The sequence below is a fragment of the Desulforhopalus sp. genome, assembly GCA_030247675.1.
Classification (GTDB): Bacteria; Desulfobacterota; Desulfobulbia; order Desulfobulbales; family Desulfocapsaceae; genus Desulforhopalus_A.
The window spans coordinates 191,132-207,664 of sequence record JAOTRX010000005.1; the positions used below are offsets into that span (position 1 = coordinate 191,132).

Here is a 16,533-nt window from a genome sequence, read left to right on the forward strand (position 1 = left end):
CGTTTACAGGAGAATTGTCATGACAGAGAATGTAGTCCAACCGCCGGGGGACAAGATGAAGAAAGCTATCAAGGAATTTTCGGAGCAACTCGTGCGTAAGCCCGAGAAAAAGCGCCGCCAATTGTTGCAGGATGTGGCGATACAGTTCGATCTGTCACCAAATGAATGTGCTTTTCTCGAACGCCACTTTATGGAGGAGTGAGAACCTAACCAGCACTCCTCTCTGTATTCCCTCCTCAATTGACCGAAGTCGGCTTGTCTCGTTTTTGAATGAGATCGTAGTAAAATGCCAGGGTTTGTTCGCACATCGCCTGTGCTGTGAAGTTTTCAGATACCCTCCGCCTGCCGTTCTCCCCATATTGCCTGAGTTGCCCCTTATCCATCGCCAGTGCTTCGTCTATTGCTGCGGCCAGTGCCTTGGGATCTGAAGGTTGAACCAACCAGCCATTTTCCCCATGTACAACCGTCTCCAAGCTCCCGCCGTGGGCAGTGGCAATAACAGGTTTGCCCATGGCCATCGCCTCGACGGTTGTTCGGCCAAAGGCTTCCGGCTCAAGGGACGAAGTGGATAAAACTATATCGGCGAGGGTGAAGGCAGCCGGCATATCGGTGCAATGGCCAACGAGTCTGGCCTTGCCAGTGAGATTATTCTTCTCTATAAATTCATTGAGTTCAGCAGTATATCCAGGATTATCCTGTGTATCGCCAACCAGCACTGCCTGAAAATCAGGATTATTAACGTGCAATAGACTTTTTAGAAAGAATTCCTGGCCTTTCAGTCTGGTCAACCGGCCAGGCAACATCAACACCGGCTTATTCCTGTCGACATTCCAGGCACGATAAAGTGTATCAACCCGTTCCCTGGCAACAATTGCAGGATTGAACGATTCCGCATCGACGCCACGAAATATCAACCGCACATTGTCCTGACGCTGATATTTCTCAAGGATATGTCTTTTGATACTCTCTGAAACAGCTATGACCCCATCGCCCTTAGTCATAATCGCACTGTAGGCATTCACCGAGTAAAAACCATGGAATGTTGTAATCAGTATCGGCCGATCATTTTTAGGCAGAGTTAACCAGGCAACATAACCTATCCAGGCCGGCATTCTCGAACGAAGATGCAGGACGCTGACACGATTCTCTTTAATAAGCTGCCGTAAAGGCCAGATATGGACCAGAGCTATAGGACTTTTTGAACCAATATTCTTTCGTACATGAACACTACCTTCCCGTTCAAGTTGCTCAACCAGTCGCCCACCTCCTGATACAACAAGTGATTTGTGGCCTTTTCTTATGAGATGACGCCCCATCTCAACCGTGCCTCTTTCAACACCACCACTATTCAATTCAGGGAGTAGCTGCATAACAGTCAATGTCTCGAGCCTGCGAACTCTCTGGCGCGATGAGTGAACCTCTTGATAGAGTGCGACCGTCTTTTCGCACATGGTTTTGGCAGTGAAACGTTTATTCACCCAATCCCGTCCTTGTCGACCCATTATTTTGGCATTTTCGGGATTTTCGAGCACTTCTACGATCGCCTTAGCCATAGCATCTGAATCAAGTGGCGGAACAAGCCAGCCGGTCACACCAGGGAGAATCGTTTCCAGACTGCCCCCATGGGCTGTGGCAATAACCGGGGTACCCATTGCCATGGCTTCTATAGCGACCTTACCAAAGGCCTCAGGTTGGGTAGAAGAGGCAGAGACAACAACATTAGCAAGTAAAAGGGCTGCCGGCATATCGGTGCAATGACCAACCAACATGACCTTATCTTCCATTTCGTGGTATTTTATCCGCTCCAACAGCTTTCGTGTAAATGAGGGGTTTTCGACCGTATCGCCTATCAATAATCCGACAAAATTCTTATCTTTGATTTTGGCAAGACTTTCGATAAGTAAATCCTGGCCCTTCAATTGAGTAAGCCGCCCGGGCAGAACGATAACCGGTGCATCTTCTCGACCGGCAAGCCATTTTCTTCGCAGAATTTGAATACGCTCAGGCGAAACCACCTCAGGTGAAAATTCTCGCACATCGAACCCGCCATGGATCAGACAGATCTTTTTCTCATCAATCTTGTAATTTTCAATGATATGATCTTTGATTGTCTCGGAAACTGCAGCAACCCTCTCGCCTTTGGTCATAATCCGCGAATAAGAGTTTACTGAGTAAAATCCATGGAATGTTGTAACCAAGGAAGGTTTTTGTTTTTCAGGTAAAAGTGTCCAGGCAAGATATCCGATCCACGCAGGTAACCGAGAGCGTAGATGGAGGATATCAACTCGTTCATCTCGCAGGTAATTTCTAAGTTTTGAAACGTACTGCAGGCAACGAATACTTTTCTCGCCAATATGCGGCCAAAGTACATGGATGCAGCCGTTCTTTTCTAATTGAGGCACCAATCGCCCCCCGCCGGAAATTACGATGGAGCGGTATCCAATATTTGCCAGATATATAGCGAGATCAAGTGTTTCACCCTCGACACCGCCTTCATCGAGTTCAGGAAGCACCTGAACAACAGTCAGTTTTTCGGCGACCATTTCTTTAAAATCCGCTCGGCGCAAAGCTGCGCTTCATTGAGTTCAACATTCTCTTGCCACATGGCATCACCCTGCATCCAGGATGAAAGGGACTTAACCAGACCTTTTTTTAGTAACAGATCTTCATTTCTCTTGAACTTACTATCTTTTCTCAGCCATTGCATGGGAAGGATGCCAACCTTGCAGCCGGCAGTCAAAGCCTCATAGATCATTGAAATGGAATCAGAGGTGACCCAAACTACACTGCAGGTATCGTATTGTTCTTCAATCCATCCCGGCCCAGTCTCTTTATAGTTAAAGAAATTGACGTTAGGAAAATCAGCGGCGAGGTTCACCAATATTTTCACGGTCTCAACCGGGGTCCTCGGAGAAGAAGAGATTGTCCAATGCTTTTGGTTCTCTTTCCTGACTATTTGCCGCACCATATCACCGATCTCCGCAGAGTCCCAGCGATGGCTTTTGGCATCGATTCCGCCAAGCAAAATCAGCCCATGGTCGTCCCGATGTAGACTTTTGTTTCGCGAGCAATTTGGTGCACCGATGGTTTGTATGATATTTTTTCGTTCAAGTAAGCCATCATGCTCTGGTACAAAGCAGAGGTCAAAGCGGTTACGAAGGAAGAGAGGCGGTGACATGCATACAACGGCAGGAATGCCGTATTGCTTTTTAAAAAGCAACAACGGCAAATGAGTTCGGCTCCCGGCGCCCAACAAGAAATCAGCACCGGCAAGTCGTGGATGGCAAAGCCCCAGACCAGGCAAAACCAGTAAAAGTATCTGCCGGAGCATATTGAAAGGTGTTACCGGCTCGGCAACGATCTCCCGCACTTCGACTTCCACCATGGTCCGCAAGGCCTGAATTATCCCTTTGGTCTGCTTTTCGTGTCCGGGCCGCCCATCCAATATGGCCACGACGCAAATGCCTTTGCCTCTGGCTTTTTTCATAAAGACCCAGGTGAGAATTGCACGTCGATTCGATTGTTACTGACGGTCATGCGCAGGGGCGCTGGAAGGGTGTCCGCCACCAGGAGGAGGCGGTGGCGGGCGGCGGACTCCTCCGCCTGCCAATTTAACGATTATCTGGTTGGATTTCTGCAGACGCTTGGTCATAGTTGTAAAAAGATGTCTGGAAACATCCGGGTACTTTTCAATGATCTCTTCGAGTTTGTCGCCGGGATAGCGTTTGACGGTAGACCGCCCTTGGGAGATAATCGAAGCTGTTCGCTGCTCCCCGGTAATGGAAGCCATTTCTCCGAAATATTCGCCAGGCTCGGTGAGTTCGGCAATTTTTTTACCGCCTTTAATTACCGTCAGAGCCCCACGTATAAGCTTGAAAAAATCGATATCCTTGTTGCCTTCTCTAATGATCACATCGCCGTCGTCATAATTTTCCTGATCAGGGTTTACCAGGTAAGCCGGCAGACTGTCCTTGTGGGCGACCGTACGGCGCAGAGCCTCCTCAATACTGGTGGTACCTTCACGAACCTTTTGCAGGGCGGCTTCACGCAGAGGTGTCATACCCTCCTGAATGGCGATTTTCCGCAGCTGATCTTCCGGCACCTCGGCGCTGATTGCCTTTCCAACCTCATCGGTTACCTCCATGAGCTCGAAGAAACCAACCCGCCCCCTGTATCCCAAACCATTGCATTCCGGGCATCCGTTAGCCCCATAAATAGTAAGGTCCTTCAATTCATCTTCTCTAAAACCCACCTTCAGGAGCTCCTCCGGTGGATATTCAACGACTTTTTTGCAATTGCTGCAAAGCCTTCTTCCCAATCTCTGCGATAGAACCATCGTTACCGAGGAAGCCAGCATGTATGGCGGAATACCAATATCGACAAGACGTCCAATGGTTGCTGCGCTATCGTTGGTATGCAATGTCGAGAAAACTAGATGGCCGGTCATGGCCGCCTTAATTGCGATCTCTGCGGTATCAATATCCCGGATCTCACCGACCATGATAATATCTGGATCTTGACGAAGAAATGCCTTCAGAGCGGCCGCAAAGGTCATACCTATTTCTTTATGGACATTGACCTGATTGATTCCTTTGAAGTTGAATTCCACGGGATCTTCCGCGGTGAGGATTTTAATATCCTCACTATTCATCGAGTTGAGGGCAGAATACAGCGTAACCGTTTTACCAGAACCGGTTGGACCGGTGACGAGTAACAATCCTTGTGGGCGGCTGAGACATCTTTTAAGCATCTCGAAGGTTTTTTCTTCAAAACCAAGCCTCGTCAGATCAACATTCAGCGAGGCTTTATCGAGAATACGAAGGACCACCGATTCACCAAAAAGGGTCGGAAGGGAGGAAACCCGGAAATCGACTGAGCGATTTTTCCCCATGCGCATCTTTATACGCCCATCCTGCGGCACTCTGCGTTCGGTGATATCAAGGCCGGAAAGAATTTTCAGCCTGGCCACCAGTGCATTCTTGATAGTCAGGGGGAGATTCATTGATTTAAAGAGAGACCCATCTTTCCGGTACCTGACCTGCATGGTCTTTTCGTACGGTTCGACATGGATGTCGGAGATTCCTTCCTGAACCGCTTTTATCAGGATACCGTTCACCAATTTAATGATAGGAGCATCAGAAGCCGCGAATTGATCACCAATGTCATCTGCCGAATCGCCTTCTATCTCAAAATCGTCGGCAGCCTCAGCAACAATCGATCCGAAGTCGTCCACCTGAGTGACGTCCATCTCTCCGGAGGTTTCTTCCACCGCTCCGAGAAATGTTTTAGCCTCTTCATCGTCAATGCCATAGTACTTCTGATATGCCTCTACAATGTCCGCCTCAGTGGAAACGCAGACCGACAGCTCCTTATTGACAAGATTTTGAAGTTCCTCAACTGCAGTTGCATCGGAAGGCTCTGCCATGGTGATCTGCAACGTGTTTCCAGCCATCCGCAGAGGGAAGGCCAGATACGCTTTGGCATCACTATAGGGCAATAATTTTATAGCTTCTTTGGAAGGAGGTTCATTTTTTATGACGACTGCCGGATAGTTGTGCTGACGGCTCAAAAGGTTGAGGACCGTATTCCCGTCAATGTACTCGAGTTGCCGCAAAATCGTGCTGAGTCTTCCGCCGCTTTTCTGCAGTATTTTTTTTGCCGTCTCTAATTGGCTTGGAGTGATATAACCGGCCTTACTCAACAGTTCGCCGATCTTAATTTTACCTGCTCCGGACTGATCCTTAACAGTCTTCTTCATCGAAGATTTACGTTGAGAGTCGTCAGTTTTTAAAGCCATAAGCATCAACCATTATAGAATACAGACACATCAAATACGCTTCGCACAGCGCTCACCGAGAAGACGAACATCTCTTCCTAACCCCAAAAACCGGGGATATGTAGCTTCACAAAAGTGATTTCCTACTAAGAATAGTAACGAATTTCCTTCTGCTACATTAAAATAAACCACACAAATTGTGTTCTTGAAAGATTTTCCTTACGGCAAGAATAAAATAAGCAGCTCATTTGATTAAATATCGCGAGCATGTAACAGGTTAAATCGTTAGGCTCCTGTTGATCCTAAAAAAACCACTCAGGCGTCACAGAAGCGAATAACGCCTTCGCATCTCTTTCTGCAACGGAATCATAATTTCTCGCATCGACGGCTCAGCAGCTGGGGATGTCCTCAAGGCAAAAATATGCTGCCACTCAATAAGGTTGCAAAAAACAATAATCTCCGTCTTACAGGAATTTGGCAGCACTGTTCTTGCCGCTTGAGGTGTGGATGTTTCGAGGAGTTTGAAGTAGGTTGCTTCAGTTTGTTCCATAGCTGCTTGCCATAGCCGATATTCGTTGCTTCCTTCCTGGAAAAACATAGGTTTTATAAAGGTAACCTGATTATCAAACTTGTCCTCACTATACCGGCAATATCTTTGACTTTCTTGAAGAAAAGAGCAAGGACGGTGGCGAACCAATTCATGAGTTACGGCCCTGTTTATGATGAACCTCACCGCGACAAACCGGTGGCGTGTACGCAATTCGATTGGCAGCTGGTCAACATCGGCAAGGCTTAATTTGGTAATTTCAGTGCTCGCATCTCTTTTTTGCGACTTGTCCAAATCGAAGATAGTTTCAAACAAATACGGTAAAGTCGCAAAAAGGGTAAGGATCAGGTCATTGACCAAAGAATTATCAGGATGAGAAAGATATAATTCGCGAAAGGCGCGAATAGACCCGGTTACCACAAGACCATCGTCGAGTTTGTCGATAATCAGGTACTTAGGCTGGCAAGAAAGTAACCCCTGGGTTTTATCAGGGGAACACCGCACACGAAATGAGACAACGGCCATTTCCAAGACGGAATTATGGCCGTGTGCCGCTATCCGTGTGACAAAGGGAACCGCCGAATCGTCACTAATTTTATCTTCACTTTTATAACAAACACGACCACAAGCCTCCAGTCGTACCGCAACTGAGCAGCTATCCAAATTGTCGAGAATTTGAAAGGAAGGTTCAATTATTTTCATGCGATCAGCCTTTCCAGAATGGTGAAAGTTTGCGCAGTGATTCGATTATCGCCGGCATTTTCGTGGTCACCACATCGACCTCTTCTTCGGTGTTGTATACGCTGAGGGAAAAGCGGATGGAGCCATGTGCTGCGGTAAAAGGAACCCCCATCGCCCGTAGGACGTGGGAAGGTTCAAGTGATCCGGAAGTACAGGCCGAACCGGAGGATGCACAAATGCCATGCTGGTTCATATGCAACAGAATTGCCTCACCCTCGACATATTCAAAACTGATATTGGCAGTATTTGGTAACCGCTCGGTTTTATGGCCATTAAGCATGGATTTCGGGATAGCCGCCAGCAGCTTTTCCTCCAGCCTATCGCGCAGCTGTTTAACTCGGCTGTTCTCTTCAACCATCTTTTCTTTGGCAAGTTCACAAGCACGGCCAAGGCCAACGATAGAGGCAACATTTTCGGTCCCACCGCGCCGGCCATGTTCCTGATGCCCACCAGCCATAAAAGGCACAAAGAGCGTGCCTCGCTTAACATACAAAACACCTACACCCTTTGGCGCATGGAGTTTGTGTCCAGATAGCGAGAGGAAATCAACATCGAGATTTTTCAGATCGATGTTAACCTTGCCAACAGCCTGAACCGCGTCAGTGTGAAAGAGAATCCCTCTTTGCTTGGCCATTCTTGCCATTTCAGCGATTGGGAAAATGACCCCTGTTTCGTTGTTAGCCCACATCACACTTACTATTGCGGTATCCTCGGTGAGCGCTGCCTGGTATTCGGCCAAATCGAGCATACCCTCGGCATTGACCTTAAGGCGTGTCACCCGGTATTTGTGACCAGTAACCGTCTCAAGATTTTCGCAAAGATTTTTCACCGCCGGATGCTCTACCCTTGTGGTAACGATGTGTCTTTTTTCCGGGAAGGTTCTAAGTGCAGAAAGGATGGCCGTTGAGTCGCTCTCTGTTCCACAGCTGGTAAAGGTGATCTCGCCAGGTTCCGCACCAAGCAAACCAGCGACTTTACCCCTGGCATCCTTGATTGCCTGCCCAACCTGCCCACCAAAAGTATGCATACTCGACGGGTTGCCATAGAGTTCCTTTAAAAATGGCATCATTGCCTCAACCACTTCCGGGGCTACCATCGTGGTGGCATTGTTGTCCATATAAATGACATTGGGGTTAGTAGCAGTCATTAGTTGTTCTCCTCAACGATCAGGCTGGGTAAAACCAATTCCCGAAGTTTCTTCTCAACATATTCCTTGATGGTAGTTTGTGACTTATTGCAGCTTTTACAAGCTCCACGCAGAGAAACAATGACAAAATCACCATCAACATCAATGAGTTCGATGTCACCCCCGTCTTTCTTCAAACCTGGTCTGATCTCTCGTTCGAGTACTTCCTCGATCTTTTTGATCTTCTGAAGGGATGTCATCCGTTTGGGTGCCATCTGGGGAATGGTGATTTCTGCTTTACCGCTGACTGTGTCCAGCAAAATTTGGCGAAGCTTATCCTCACACTTGCCACAACCGCCTCCGGCCTTGGTAAAATTGGTGATCTCTTCAACCGATCGCAGGCTTGATTCTTTAATTGCTCTAATAATTTCCAGATCAGTTACCCCAAAACATTCACAGACAACCTCGCCTTCGGCCATAGGCAATTTTAGGCCACGATAATCGGCAATTGCCGCTTCAAGCGCCTCTCTCCCCATCACCGAACAATGCATTTTCTCTTTTGGCAGTCCGCCGAGTGCCTGGGCAATATCCTCATTGGTAATCTTCGCTGCCTCATCAACCGGCATCCCTTTCACCATTTCAGTAAGAACCGAGGATGAAGCGATAGCGCTCGCACAACCAAAGGTTTTAAACTTTGCGTCAGTAATGATATCGTTTTCGTCGATTTTGAGAGTCAGTTTCAAGGCATCGCCACAGGCCAACGAACCGACATCGCCCGTCCCACTTGGCTTTTCTATCTCTCCAACATTTTGAGGGGTTAAAAAATGTTGCTGAACTTTATCGGTATATTCCCACATGACCTACTCCTAAAATGAATGATTATAAGTGCTTTCAATACATGCTGACAATAATACTATAATGGCAAATTGCAACCGCCAAGAGCGGTATAAGAGTATGCTATCCCTCTCACAAGAAGGCGAGAAAAGCCAATAGATTGTTTATAAAATGCCTATCTCGATTAACATATTTTTTGCAGCTGCAACTAAATCGTCGGTTCCCGAAGGTGTTCGTGACTCAACATAAAATCGCACCTTGGGCTCAGTCCCCGACGGCCGGATCATCAACCAGGATCCATCTTCGAAAACCATTTTCGTTCCATCGATGCTGATGACCTCCTTAATTTTCCGTTCCGTATCACCGACTTTAACCGAGTCTCCTTTTTGATATTTTTCAAGCACCGACAAAAGCCCCAGCAATTCCTCGCCTTTAACGCTTACCCCAACACCATCTCGCTCAGGGTAATACGCGCCATATTTATCCTCTATTGCCTTAAGATACTCGCCAAGATTCATGTTTGTTGCAAGTATCGTCTCAAGCGCCAGTAAGAGGCCAATATAGGCATCTTTTTCGGGAGTGTGGCCAATAATCGAAATGCCGTCCGACTCCTCAAAATAGACGAGAGCCCGACCGATTACCGGCTTAAAATTTTTAAAACCGACTCGCGGCTCGTATAATTCCTCCCCGAAACTCGCTGCGATACCGTTGGCAAGATTGGAGGTGGCAACGGTTTTTGCGACCATACCTTTCTTTCCTTTGTACTCATGAAGAAAATGATACGCCATGGCCCCGAACTGGTTCATGGTTATCTCGGTCGTGCCGTCGGTAAAACGGATTCGGTCACCATCAGGATCAATTATCGCACCGAGCTTGAACTTCTCGGTACTATTCCTTAAAATATCAACAACATTACGCATATTAGCAGATGAAGGCTCAGGTGCGACACCACCAAAGGTCACATCAACGGTATCACGCAACACAACTACAGTTGGCTTGTTGATGTTGCCAAACAACTCTCGTATATGCAAACGACTTGCTCCATGGACACAGTCAACAACTACAATGATATCGTTACGATTGTTTAAATCTCGGACAGCCATACCAAGGTCCAATCCATGCTTCGATCGCCCCTCTTCCACTAGATTTTTCCAGGTTTCGAGAGAATTAAAGGCCTGCACCAAAGAAAATTTAGCCATTACTTCCTCTATCGTCGCGGGAAGTCTATTGACAGTGAACTTTTTTGCCACAAGATATCGAGCATTGGCGGTTATCCTCTCGGTAACCTCAGATGAGGCAGGTCCTGCATCTGCGGCGTTGAATTTATAGCCGCCATAATCAAGAGGGTTGTGGGAAGGAGTGAGGTTAATAGAAAATGCAGCCCGAAGTTTGAGAACTGCAGCTGAAAGCACACCTGTGGTCGACTCGCCGGCGTAATGCACTCGAAAGCCATTTTCAGCGAGGACATAAGCTACACTTGCAGCAAGGGCAGCTCCACCAAATCTATTATCAAAGCCGAGCACACAGCCTCGTTGCCTGGCCTCATCCAATGTTTCTACCCCGAGAAGGATTTTGAGCGCAGGATCAATCTCCAGTTTCTCATACATTTGAACAATAGCGGTAGTCACCAAAGCAGTTGAACAGGCAAAAATATCTTTTCCGAGGGTACCCCTCCAGCCTGAAGTACCAAAGGAGATAGCTTCAACCGGTTTACCACGGTTTTCTATGATTTCTTGAAAAAGCAGCTGGTAGGCATTCTCTAAAGGTTCTTGCCATACCAAACCATCCCTCTGCTTGCGCGCTACAATCTCCTTGATAAGGCCGAAATAATCACTCCGACTATGGTCGCCAGGAACGACAAAACGACGAAACAACTCAGCAGAACTTACGGAAACGTTCATTGTTCTCTCCTCCATATCACAGCAATATTCGGTTGGGATGGTGCGCATATCTGTACAAGTTAAACGTCGTGTAGCCGTTGCCAGAACAGAGGGTAACTACATCTGAATATTCTCGTACAGCTCTGAATACCTGTCAAGAACTAATAAAGAAGAGCTGAACAGCTTGCCTGCTCGAATAAAATTTAAGTCCTTGCAGTATCAAATGAGTAAAGCTTTCGACTTGGCCTCGACAAACGAGTTGCTCAAAGTGGTTTGCCAGGTTTCTCTAACTTCTTTGCCTGGTCAACGAGCATAATTGGGATATCATCACGGATCTCATATAAAAGGGAACATTTTTCGCATAGCAAACCGTCTTTACCTTGCAACTGCAAGGCACCTTTACACTGAGGGCATGCAAGTATCTCCAGCAAATCTTTATTAATCATCATTCTCCTCACAGGGAATTTGAAAGACTCTTGTCTACTTCGTCACAGTCCAATAGTGCGGTTTCCAAGAATCGAAATTGATATTTACTTGAAACCGATTATGATTGCATGGATAAATTCCACCGGAACCATCCCTATCCCTCTCACATTTTGGCTTTAAAATGAAACAACAAATCGGTTTTATCGGCGGCGGACAAATGGCAGAAGCACTCATCAGAGGAATTATCGCCTCTGGCCTATATCACAAGGGTAACATTCTTGTTTCTGAGCCCAACGACTTCCGCCGTGAGTATCTGGAAGAGACCTACGGCATTAAAACCTACCAAAATAATCATACCATGTTCGAGAAAAGCAAGGTGGTCATTTTGGCGGTCAAGCCTCAAACCATGAAGGCTGTACTGGAAAATAGCAGGGAATGCATCCAACCACATCATATTCTAATCAGTATAGCGGCAGGACTGCCAATTTCCTCCTATATCAAAACAATCGGTAAAAAAGACACCAAAATCATCCGAGTCATGCCCAATACACCGGCACTCGTCCTGGAGGGTGCCTCCGCCATCAGTAGAAACGAGAATGTCAGCGATAAAGAACTTCGCGTAGCCGAGGAGATCTTCCTGGCAGTTGGTGAGGTTGTCATCCTTGATGAAGTGCATCTCGACGCCGTCACCGGCCTCAGTGGCTCCGGGCCGGCATACGTTTTCTCGTTTGTTGAGGCCCTCGTCGATGCCGGTGTAAAATCCGGGTTGACCCGCGGCATTGCCGAAAAACTGGCGCTGCAAACCGTTTCCGGCTCAATAAAGCTTCTCAGAGAAAGCGGCGAACACCCTGCCGCTTTGCGGGGCAAGGTCACATCACCTGGTGGAACCGCAATTACCGCCATCCATGTTCTGGAAAAGGTAGGCTTCCATGGTATCATTATGGATATTGTTGAATCTGCCGTCATTCGCTCGAAAGAACTTGGAAAACTCGAATGACATACTCTATCACGCCTTTTCGCACGACGAAGAGACTTTCGATTCATAAGGCCGGGATCATCACCAAAATTGATGACAACCGCCCCGACGAATATGCCGCAACCCTTTCCCTCTGGTTGCAGGCAAGAGGAATCGAGACCACTCTTAATGACATCGATTCAGAACTCGATATCATCATTGTTCTAGGAGGAGATGGAACGCTTCTGCATATCGCCGCCACTGCCGCCCGTTACTCCATTCCTGTGCTGGGCATCAATATGGGTAACCTGGGATTTCTCACTGAACTCACTGAACATGAGACATTTAACGCATTAGAAAGAATACTCTCAAGCGACGTGACCATTGAAAACCGCTTGATGCTCCGCGCCCGTTTAATCTCAAAGGAGCAGCAGACAGCCTACCGATATGCACTCAACGACGTAGTTATCACCAAAAACGTGCTGGATCGACTACTGAACCTCTCGACAACCGCCAACGGTGAATATATCACCACATATAGAGCGGATGGACTGATTTTTTCCTCCCCAACGGGTTCGACGGCCTACAACTTATCAGCGGGAGGACCCTTAGTCTATCCCGGTCTTGCGACAATAACCGTCACCCCCATTTGCCCCTTCATGCTGAGCAGCAGGCCAATTATCCTCCCGGCCGACAAGCTGATAAAAACCCGGTTCGAAACCGACGGCAGAGGCGGACAGGCCCAAATCATCGTTGATGGCCAACCACTGTGGGAGATGAAGAACCAACATGTCTTAGAGATTCAAACCGCTGAACACTTCCTGCAACTTGTTGTGTCATCTACTCGGGATTACTTCACAATTTTACGTAACAAGCTCAATTGGGGGTATCAGAAAAACACCGATAAAGGCACCCCCTGATACCTCGTCCGCAGTGGCTTACCGTTTCTTTTTGATCTGATATTTCTTCATCTTATACTGCAATAGACTCTTAGTGATACCAAGTTTTTCGGCGGCTCTGGCCTGGATATAATCGGTATCACTCAATGCCTGGGTCAGCATTTTTTTCTCGATAACAAAAAGTACATCGTTTAAGCCAGCGTCTTCAGGAAACATCAGACGAAGGTCCACCTCATGTCCGAGAGGCTGGGGTTCTTCAGCATATTGGATGTCAGGATGCACATCATCCGCCTCAATTAGGTCGTTACTACAGAGGATAGCAGCGCGCTCGATGGTGTTTTCAAGCTCCCGGATATTCCCCTCCCAGGGAAGTTTCATTAGTAATTTCAGGGCATCAGGGGAAATTGCCAGCTTAGGCTTTACCAATTCCTTTCGGTATTTTTCGACAAAATATTCAGCCAACAGACGCATATCGTCCATGCGATCCCGGAGCGCCGGTAAATTAATAGGAATAACATTAAGTCGATAAAACAGATCTTCTCTGAATCTCCCTGCAGCAACTTCTTCGCGAAGGTCCTTATTGGTGGCGCTGATTATGCGCACATCCACCTCAATGGTTTTCCCGCCACCAACCCGTTCAAAGGTCTTTTCCTGAAGAATTCTTAAGAGCTTTGACTGGAGGGCGAGTGGTATTTCTCCGACCTCATCCAAAAAAATGGTACCGGTATCGGCAAGCTCAAACCGTCCTTTGCGCATAGCGACAGCTCCGGTAAATGCACCTTTCTCATGGCCAAAAAGCTCACTTTCCAGGAGATTTTCCGAGAGGGCCGCACAATTTACGGCAATAAACGGTCGCGATTCACGGGGACTATTGACGTGAATCGCTTTCGCCACCAGCTCTTTTCCGGTTCCACTTTCCCCGGTTATCAACACCGAGGCGTGGGTCGGGGCAACCTTTTCGATTAGTTGATAAACCTGGAGCATCTTCGGGTTCTTCCCCACCATCCCACTAAAGCTACTCTTTACTTTGATTTCATCTCGTAACCGGCTATTTTCACGCACAAGAGAATAATGCTGCGCGGCTTTTTTCAGGGTGATGATCAATTCATCATTAGAAAACGGTTTGGCAAGGTAATTAAAAGCACCGGCCTGCATTGCCTGCACCGCCTTGTCTACCTCGGCAAAGGCAGTAATTACGACGACTGGAAGATCTGGCTTCTTTTCTTTGACCCGATAAAGGAGTTGCAGACCATTCATACCGGGCATTTGCATGTCGGTGATGACAATATCAAGATCAACAGCTTCGACTATCCTAAGCCCTTCTTCCCCATCGGAAGCGGTAAACACCTCAAAGCCCTCATCCTTCAGGAGTTCGGACAAAACAACAAGATAGTTAGGCTCGTCATCAACTACGAGGATTGAATACATGGTCATGATTTTTTCCTTCAAGCTTATAAACCCTGTCGCGAGGGATATTGTGAATTTTCTAAACGGTGTTTCATTTCCGCTAAAAGGTTCAGAGGTACTGAACAGTTTTTTCCTCCGGCCAGAGTGGTACCGGGACGAATAGAACCATGATAATCGCTCCCCCCTGTCACAAGAAGATCAAGTTTCTTGGCTGTGGTCAGCAGTTTTTTCTTAAATTGACGGGAATGCGTAGGATAATACACTTCAATCCCTCCCAGACCAACAGCTCGAAGTTTTCCTATAAGCCGGTCTACATCCTTCCCGGATTTCTCCACTTGCTGAGGATGGGCCAGAACGGCAATTCCACCTGCATCACAGATTAATTTAATGGCCTCATCCGCTTGCAACACGGCTCTCTGAGCGTATGCCAATCCGCCTTTACCAAGATAGCGATCAAAAGCCTCGTCCATATTCCGCACCACGCCTCTTTGTATTAGAAGTTGTGCTATATGCGGTCTACCACTCTGGCCGTGGCCGGATACCTTTTCCAGTTGTTCGAGCTGTATGTCCACACCAAATTTTTCCATATTGGCGAGAATGGTTCTATTCCGCTCTACTCGATCACTCTGAATGCGTTTCAAGGTAAGGAGTAGAGCTTCATCCGATTGTTTAAAGAAGTATCCCAACAAGTGCACAGAATCATCTTCATGTTTTACGCTCAGCTCTACACCAGGAACTATTTCCACACCGGATTGAGTGCCTGCAGATATGGCTTCACCAATTCCATCTATCGTGTCATGGTCGGTAATTGCAATTGCCGAAAGTCTCTTACTCTTGGCATAATATACCAACTCAGTTGGACTCATGCTGCCATCAGAAAATGTTGAATGAACATGGAGATCAATTGTCATTTTTTATAATTCACCTGAACAAACAAAAATCAGCCCCGGTCTTTGGCTGATAATAAGAAAAAACATTTTATACTTGGCTACAATATAACAATGATTTGTCAACAATCACAATATAGCTATGTAGAATCACATATTTTCCTTTACTTTTCCGAACGCTGTCCGATAAAGTCCCGACAGCGTCACCTTCACCCTCTGAGGAGTTTTGTTATGCGCTCATATCTTTTATGCTTTTTTGCACTTTTTCTTATTGGCGGCTGTTCCAGCCGGATTCCTGAACCCATTGCCTACCCTTACAGCCAGCAGCAGAAGATGCAGGCATCATACCATTGGCAGGTTTTGGCTGGGGATCTTGCAAACCGCATAAATAATGAGCTGATCACTACAGACAATATGAGTAAAAATGTTTCCGTCAAGGAAACCTGCGGCAACGAAGCAACTCCCTGCGATCCAACTGAAATCAGCACCTTCAGCGAGGCGTTCCGGGATCTCTTGATTACCGACTTGGTCGCCTTGGGTATTCCTACTAAACAGCAAAAAGATGAAGAAACATTAGAAATTCTCTACAAAGTACAGATCGTCCGCCACAACACTGACAGGTCCCGTTCTTTGCAACCCGGTGTTCTAACAGCTCTTTCAGCAGCAATTGTTGTGCTTCGCGATGCCCCTTCCAATTTGGTCACCCTCGCCATCGGGGCAGCATCGGACGTGGCAAATGCCAACATGACAATTAGTGGCCATTACGAAATTATTATTACAACATCAATGGTCGCCAGTGGCAAGTATCTCTTTAGGGCATCAGATATCTATTATATTAACGACAAGGATTTCTGGCATTATCAAGACCATCCGCCTCGGGCCAAAGCGATCAAACTTACCGGCCCTGAACAGCCCTTGGCTAAAGACTCTGGGAAGGTTACAAAAGAATCAGCCAAACCTGCACCAGAGACAACCGTAATAGAGCCTTTTCCGATCCCTGAAAAAGAAATTTGAAGGAGAGCGAACCCATGTCCACCTGTCGATTTCACCGTAAG

Annotated in this window: 14 protein-coding genes; 4 read left to right on the top strand and 10 right to left on the bottom strand. The window is 47.1% G+C overall.

Features of this window, described 5'->3' with window-relative positions:
• The first annotated feature begins 19 nt into the window (after positions 1-19).
• Complete coding sequence (locus OEL83_12355) at positions 20-202, top strand: hypothetical protein (GenBank protein ID MDK9707832.1); 183 nt, start codon at positions 20-22, stop codon at positions 200-202.
• 34 nt (positions 203-236) lie between these two features.
• Here OEL83_12355 and OEL83_12360 read toward each other — a convergent pair whose 3' ends face one another.
• From OEL83_12360 to OEL83_12395, 8 genes are all read right to left on the bottom strand, one after another.
• Entirely contained in the window at positions 237-2,543 is a 2,307-nt protein-coding gene (locus OEL83_12360) for a glycosyltransferase family 4 protein (protein MDK9707833.1), read from the bottom strand.
• Positions 2,525-3,385: a mitochondrial fission ELM1 family protein gene (locus OEL83_12365; GenBank protein ID MDK9707834.1), complete on the bottom strand. Its 861-nt coding sequence runs from the start codon at positions 3,383-3,385 to the stop codon at positions 2,525-2,527. Before OEL83_12365 ends, OEL83_12360 begins: the two co-directional genes overlap by 19 nt.
• Positions 3,386-3,523: 138 nt before the next feature.
• Entirely contained in the window at positions 3,524-5,758 is a 2,235-nt protein-coding gene (gene pilB, locus OEL83_12370; protein MDK9707835.1) for a type IV-A pilus assembly ATPase PilB, read from the bottom strand.
• Positions 5,759-6,098: 340 nt separating this feature from the next.
• Positions 6,099-7,025: an FAD-dependent thymidylate synthase gene (locus OEL83_12375; GenBank protein ID MDK9707836.1), complete on the bottom strand. Its 927-nt coding sequence runs from the start codon at positions 7,023-7,025 to the stop codon at positions 6,099-6,101.
• A gap of 4 nt (positions 7,026-7,029) precedes the next feature.
• Entirely contained in the window at positions 7,030-8,211 is a 1,182-nt protein-coding gene (nifS, locus tag OEL83_12380) for a cysteine desulfurase NifS (protein ID MDK9707837.1), read from the bottom strand.
• The gene (nifU, locus tag OEL83_12385) at positions 8,211-9,047 is read right to left on the bottom strand and encodes a Fe-S cluster assembly protein NifU (protein ID MDK9707838.1); all 837 of its coding nucleotides are present in this window, start codon (positions 9,045-9,047) and stop codon (positions 8,211-8,213) included. The genes nifS and nifU overlap by 1 nt, the downstream gene beginning before the upstream one ends.
• Positions 9,048-9,188: 141 nt before the next feature.
• Positions 9,189-10,925, bottom strand: coding sequence for a phosphoglucomutase (locus OEL83_12390; GenBank protein ID MDK9707839.1), 1,737 nt, complete (start codon positions 10,923-10,925; stop codon positions 9,189-9,191).
• Between the two features lie 242 nt (positions 10,926-11,167).
• On the bottom strand, positions 11,168-11,353 hold the full coding sequence (locus OEL83_12395; GenBank protein ID MDK9707840.1) for a Trm112 family protein: 186 nt from the start codon (positions 11,351-11,353) through the stop codon (positions 11,168-11,170).
• Positions 11,354-11,511: 158 nt separating this feature from the next.
• On the opposite strand from OEL83_12395, the gene proC reads away from it, so the two are divergent.
• Positions 11,512-12,327, top strand: coding sequence for a pyrroline-5-carboxylate reductase (gene proC / locus OEL83_12400; GenBank protein ID MDK9707841.1), 816 nt, complete (start codon positions 11,512-11,514; stop codon positions 12,325-12,327).
• On the top strand, positions 12,324-13,205 hold the full coding sequence (locus tag OEL83_12405; protein ID MDK9707842.1) for an NAD(+)/NADH kinase: 882 nt from the start codon (positions 12,324-12,326) through the stop codon (positions 13,203-13,205). Before proC ends, OEL83_12405 begins: the two co-directional genes overlap by 4 nt.
• An 18-nt stretch (positions 13,206-13,223) precedes the next feature.
• Here OEL83_12405 and OEL83_12410 read toward each other — a convergent pair whose 3' ends face one another.
• Together OEL83_12410 and OEL83_12415 are read right to left on the bottom strand one after the other, a co-directional pair.
• A complete protein-coding gene (locus tag OEL83_12410; GenBank protein MDK9707843.1) occupies positions 13,224-14,612 on the bottom strand; it encodes a sigma-54 dependent transcriptional regulator in 1,389 nt (462 codons plus the stop codon).
• 23 nt (positions 14,613-14,635) lie between these two features.
• Entirely contained in the window at positions 14,636-15,502 is an 867-nt protein-coding gene (locus OEL83_12415; GenBank protein ID MDK9707844.1) for a PHP domain-containing protein, read from the bottom strand.
• 207 nt (positions 15,503-15,709) lie between these two features.
• On the opposite strand from OEL83_12415, the gene OEL83_12420 reads away from it, so the two are divergent.
• On the top strand, positions 15,710-16,492 hold the full coding sequence (locus tag OEL83_12420) for a hypothetical protein (GenBank protein MDK9707845.1): 783 nt from the start codon (positions 15,710-15,712) through the stop codon (positions 16,490-16,492).
• Positions 16,493-16,533: the final 41 nt, after the last annotated feature.

Excerpts from the sequence above, each read along its gene's own strand:
- OEL83_12375 (MDK9707836.1), bottom strand. The coding sequence starts at position 7,025 with ATGAAAATAATTGAACCTTCCTTTCAAATTCTCGACAATTTGGATAGC.
- OEL83_12365 (MDK9707834.1), bottom strand. The coding sequence starts at position 3,385 with ATGGTGGAAGTCGAAGTGCGGGAGATCGTTGCCGAGCCGGTAACACCT.
- nifS (MDK9707837.1), bottom strand. The coding sequence starts at position 8,211 with ATGACTGCTACTAACCCCAATGTCATTTATATGGACAACAATGCCACC.
- proC (MDK9707841.1), top strand. The coding sequence starts at position 11,512 with ATGAAACAACAAATCGGTTTTATCGGCGGCGGACAAATGGCAGAAGCA.
- pilB (MDK9707835.1), bottom strand. The coding sequence starts at position 5,758 with ATGAAGAAGACTGTTAAGGATCAGTCCGGAGCAGGTAAAATTAAGATC.
- OEL83_12420 (MDK9707845.1), top strand. The coding sequence starts at position 15,710 with ATGCGCTCATATCTTTTATGCTTTTTTGCACTTTTTCTTATTGGCGGC.
- OEL83_12360 (MDK9707833.1), bottom strand. The coding sequence starts at position 2,543 with ATGGTCGCCGAAAAACTGACTGTTGTTCAGGTGCTTCCTGAACTCGAT.
- OEL83_12390 (MDK9707839.1), bottom strand. The coding sequence starts at position 10,925 with ATGAACGTTTCCGTAAGTTCTGCTGAGTTGTTTCGTCGTTTTGTCGTT.
- OEL83_12355 (MDK9707832.1), top strand. The coding sequence starts at position 20 with ATGACAGAGAATGTAGTCCAACCGCCGGGGGACAAGATGAAGAAAGCT.
- OEL83_12415 (MDK9707844.1), bottom strand. The coding sequence starts at position 15,502 with ATGACAATTGATCTCCATGTTCATTCAACATTTTCTGATGGCAGCATG.
- OEL83_12410 (MDK9707843.1), bottom strand. The coding sequence starts at position 14,612 with ATGTATTCAATCCTCGTAGTTGATGACGAGCCTAACTATCTTGTTGTT.
- OEL83_12395 (MDK9707840.1), bottom strand. The coding sequence starts at position 11,353 with ATGATGATTAATAAAGATTTGCTGGAGATACTTGCATGCCCTCAGTGT.
- nifU (MDK9707838.1), bottom strand. The coding sequence starts at position 9,047 with ATGTGGGAATATACCGATAAAGTTCAGCAACATTTTTTAACCCCTCAA.
- OEL83_12405 (MDK9707842.1), top strand. The coding sequence starts at position 12,324 with ATGACATACTCTATCACGCCTTTTCGCACGACGAAGAGACTTTCGATT.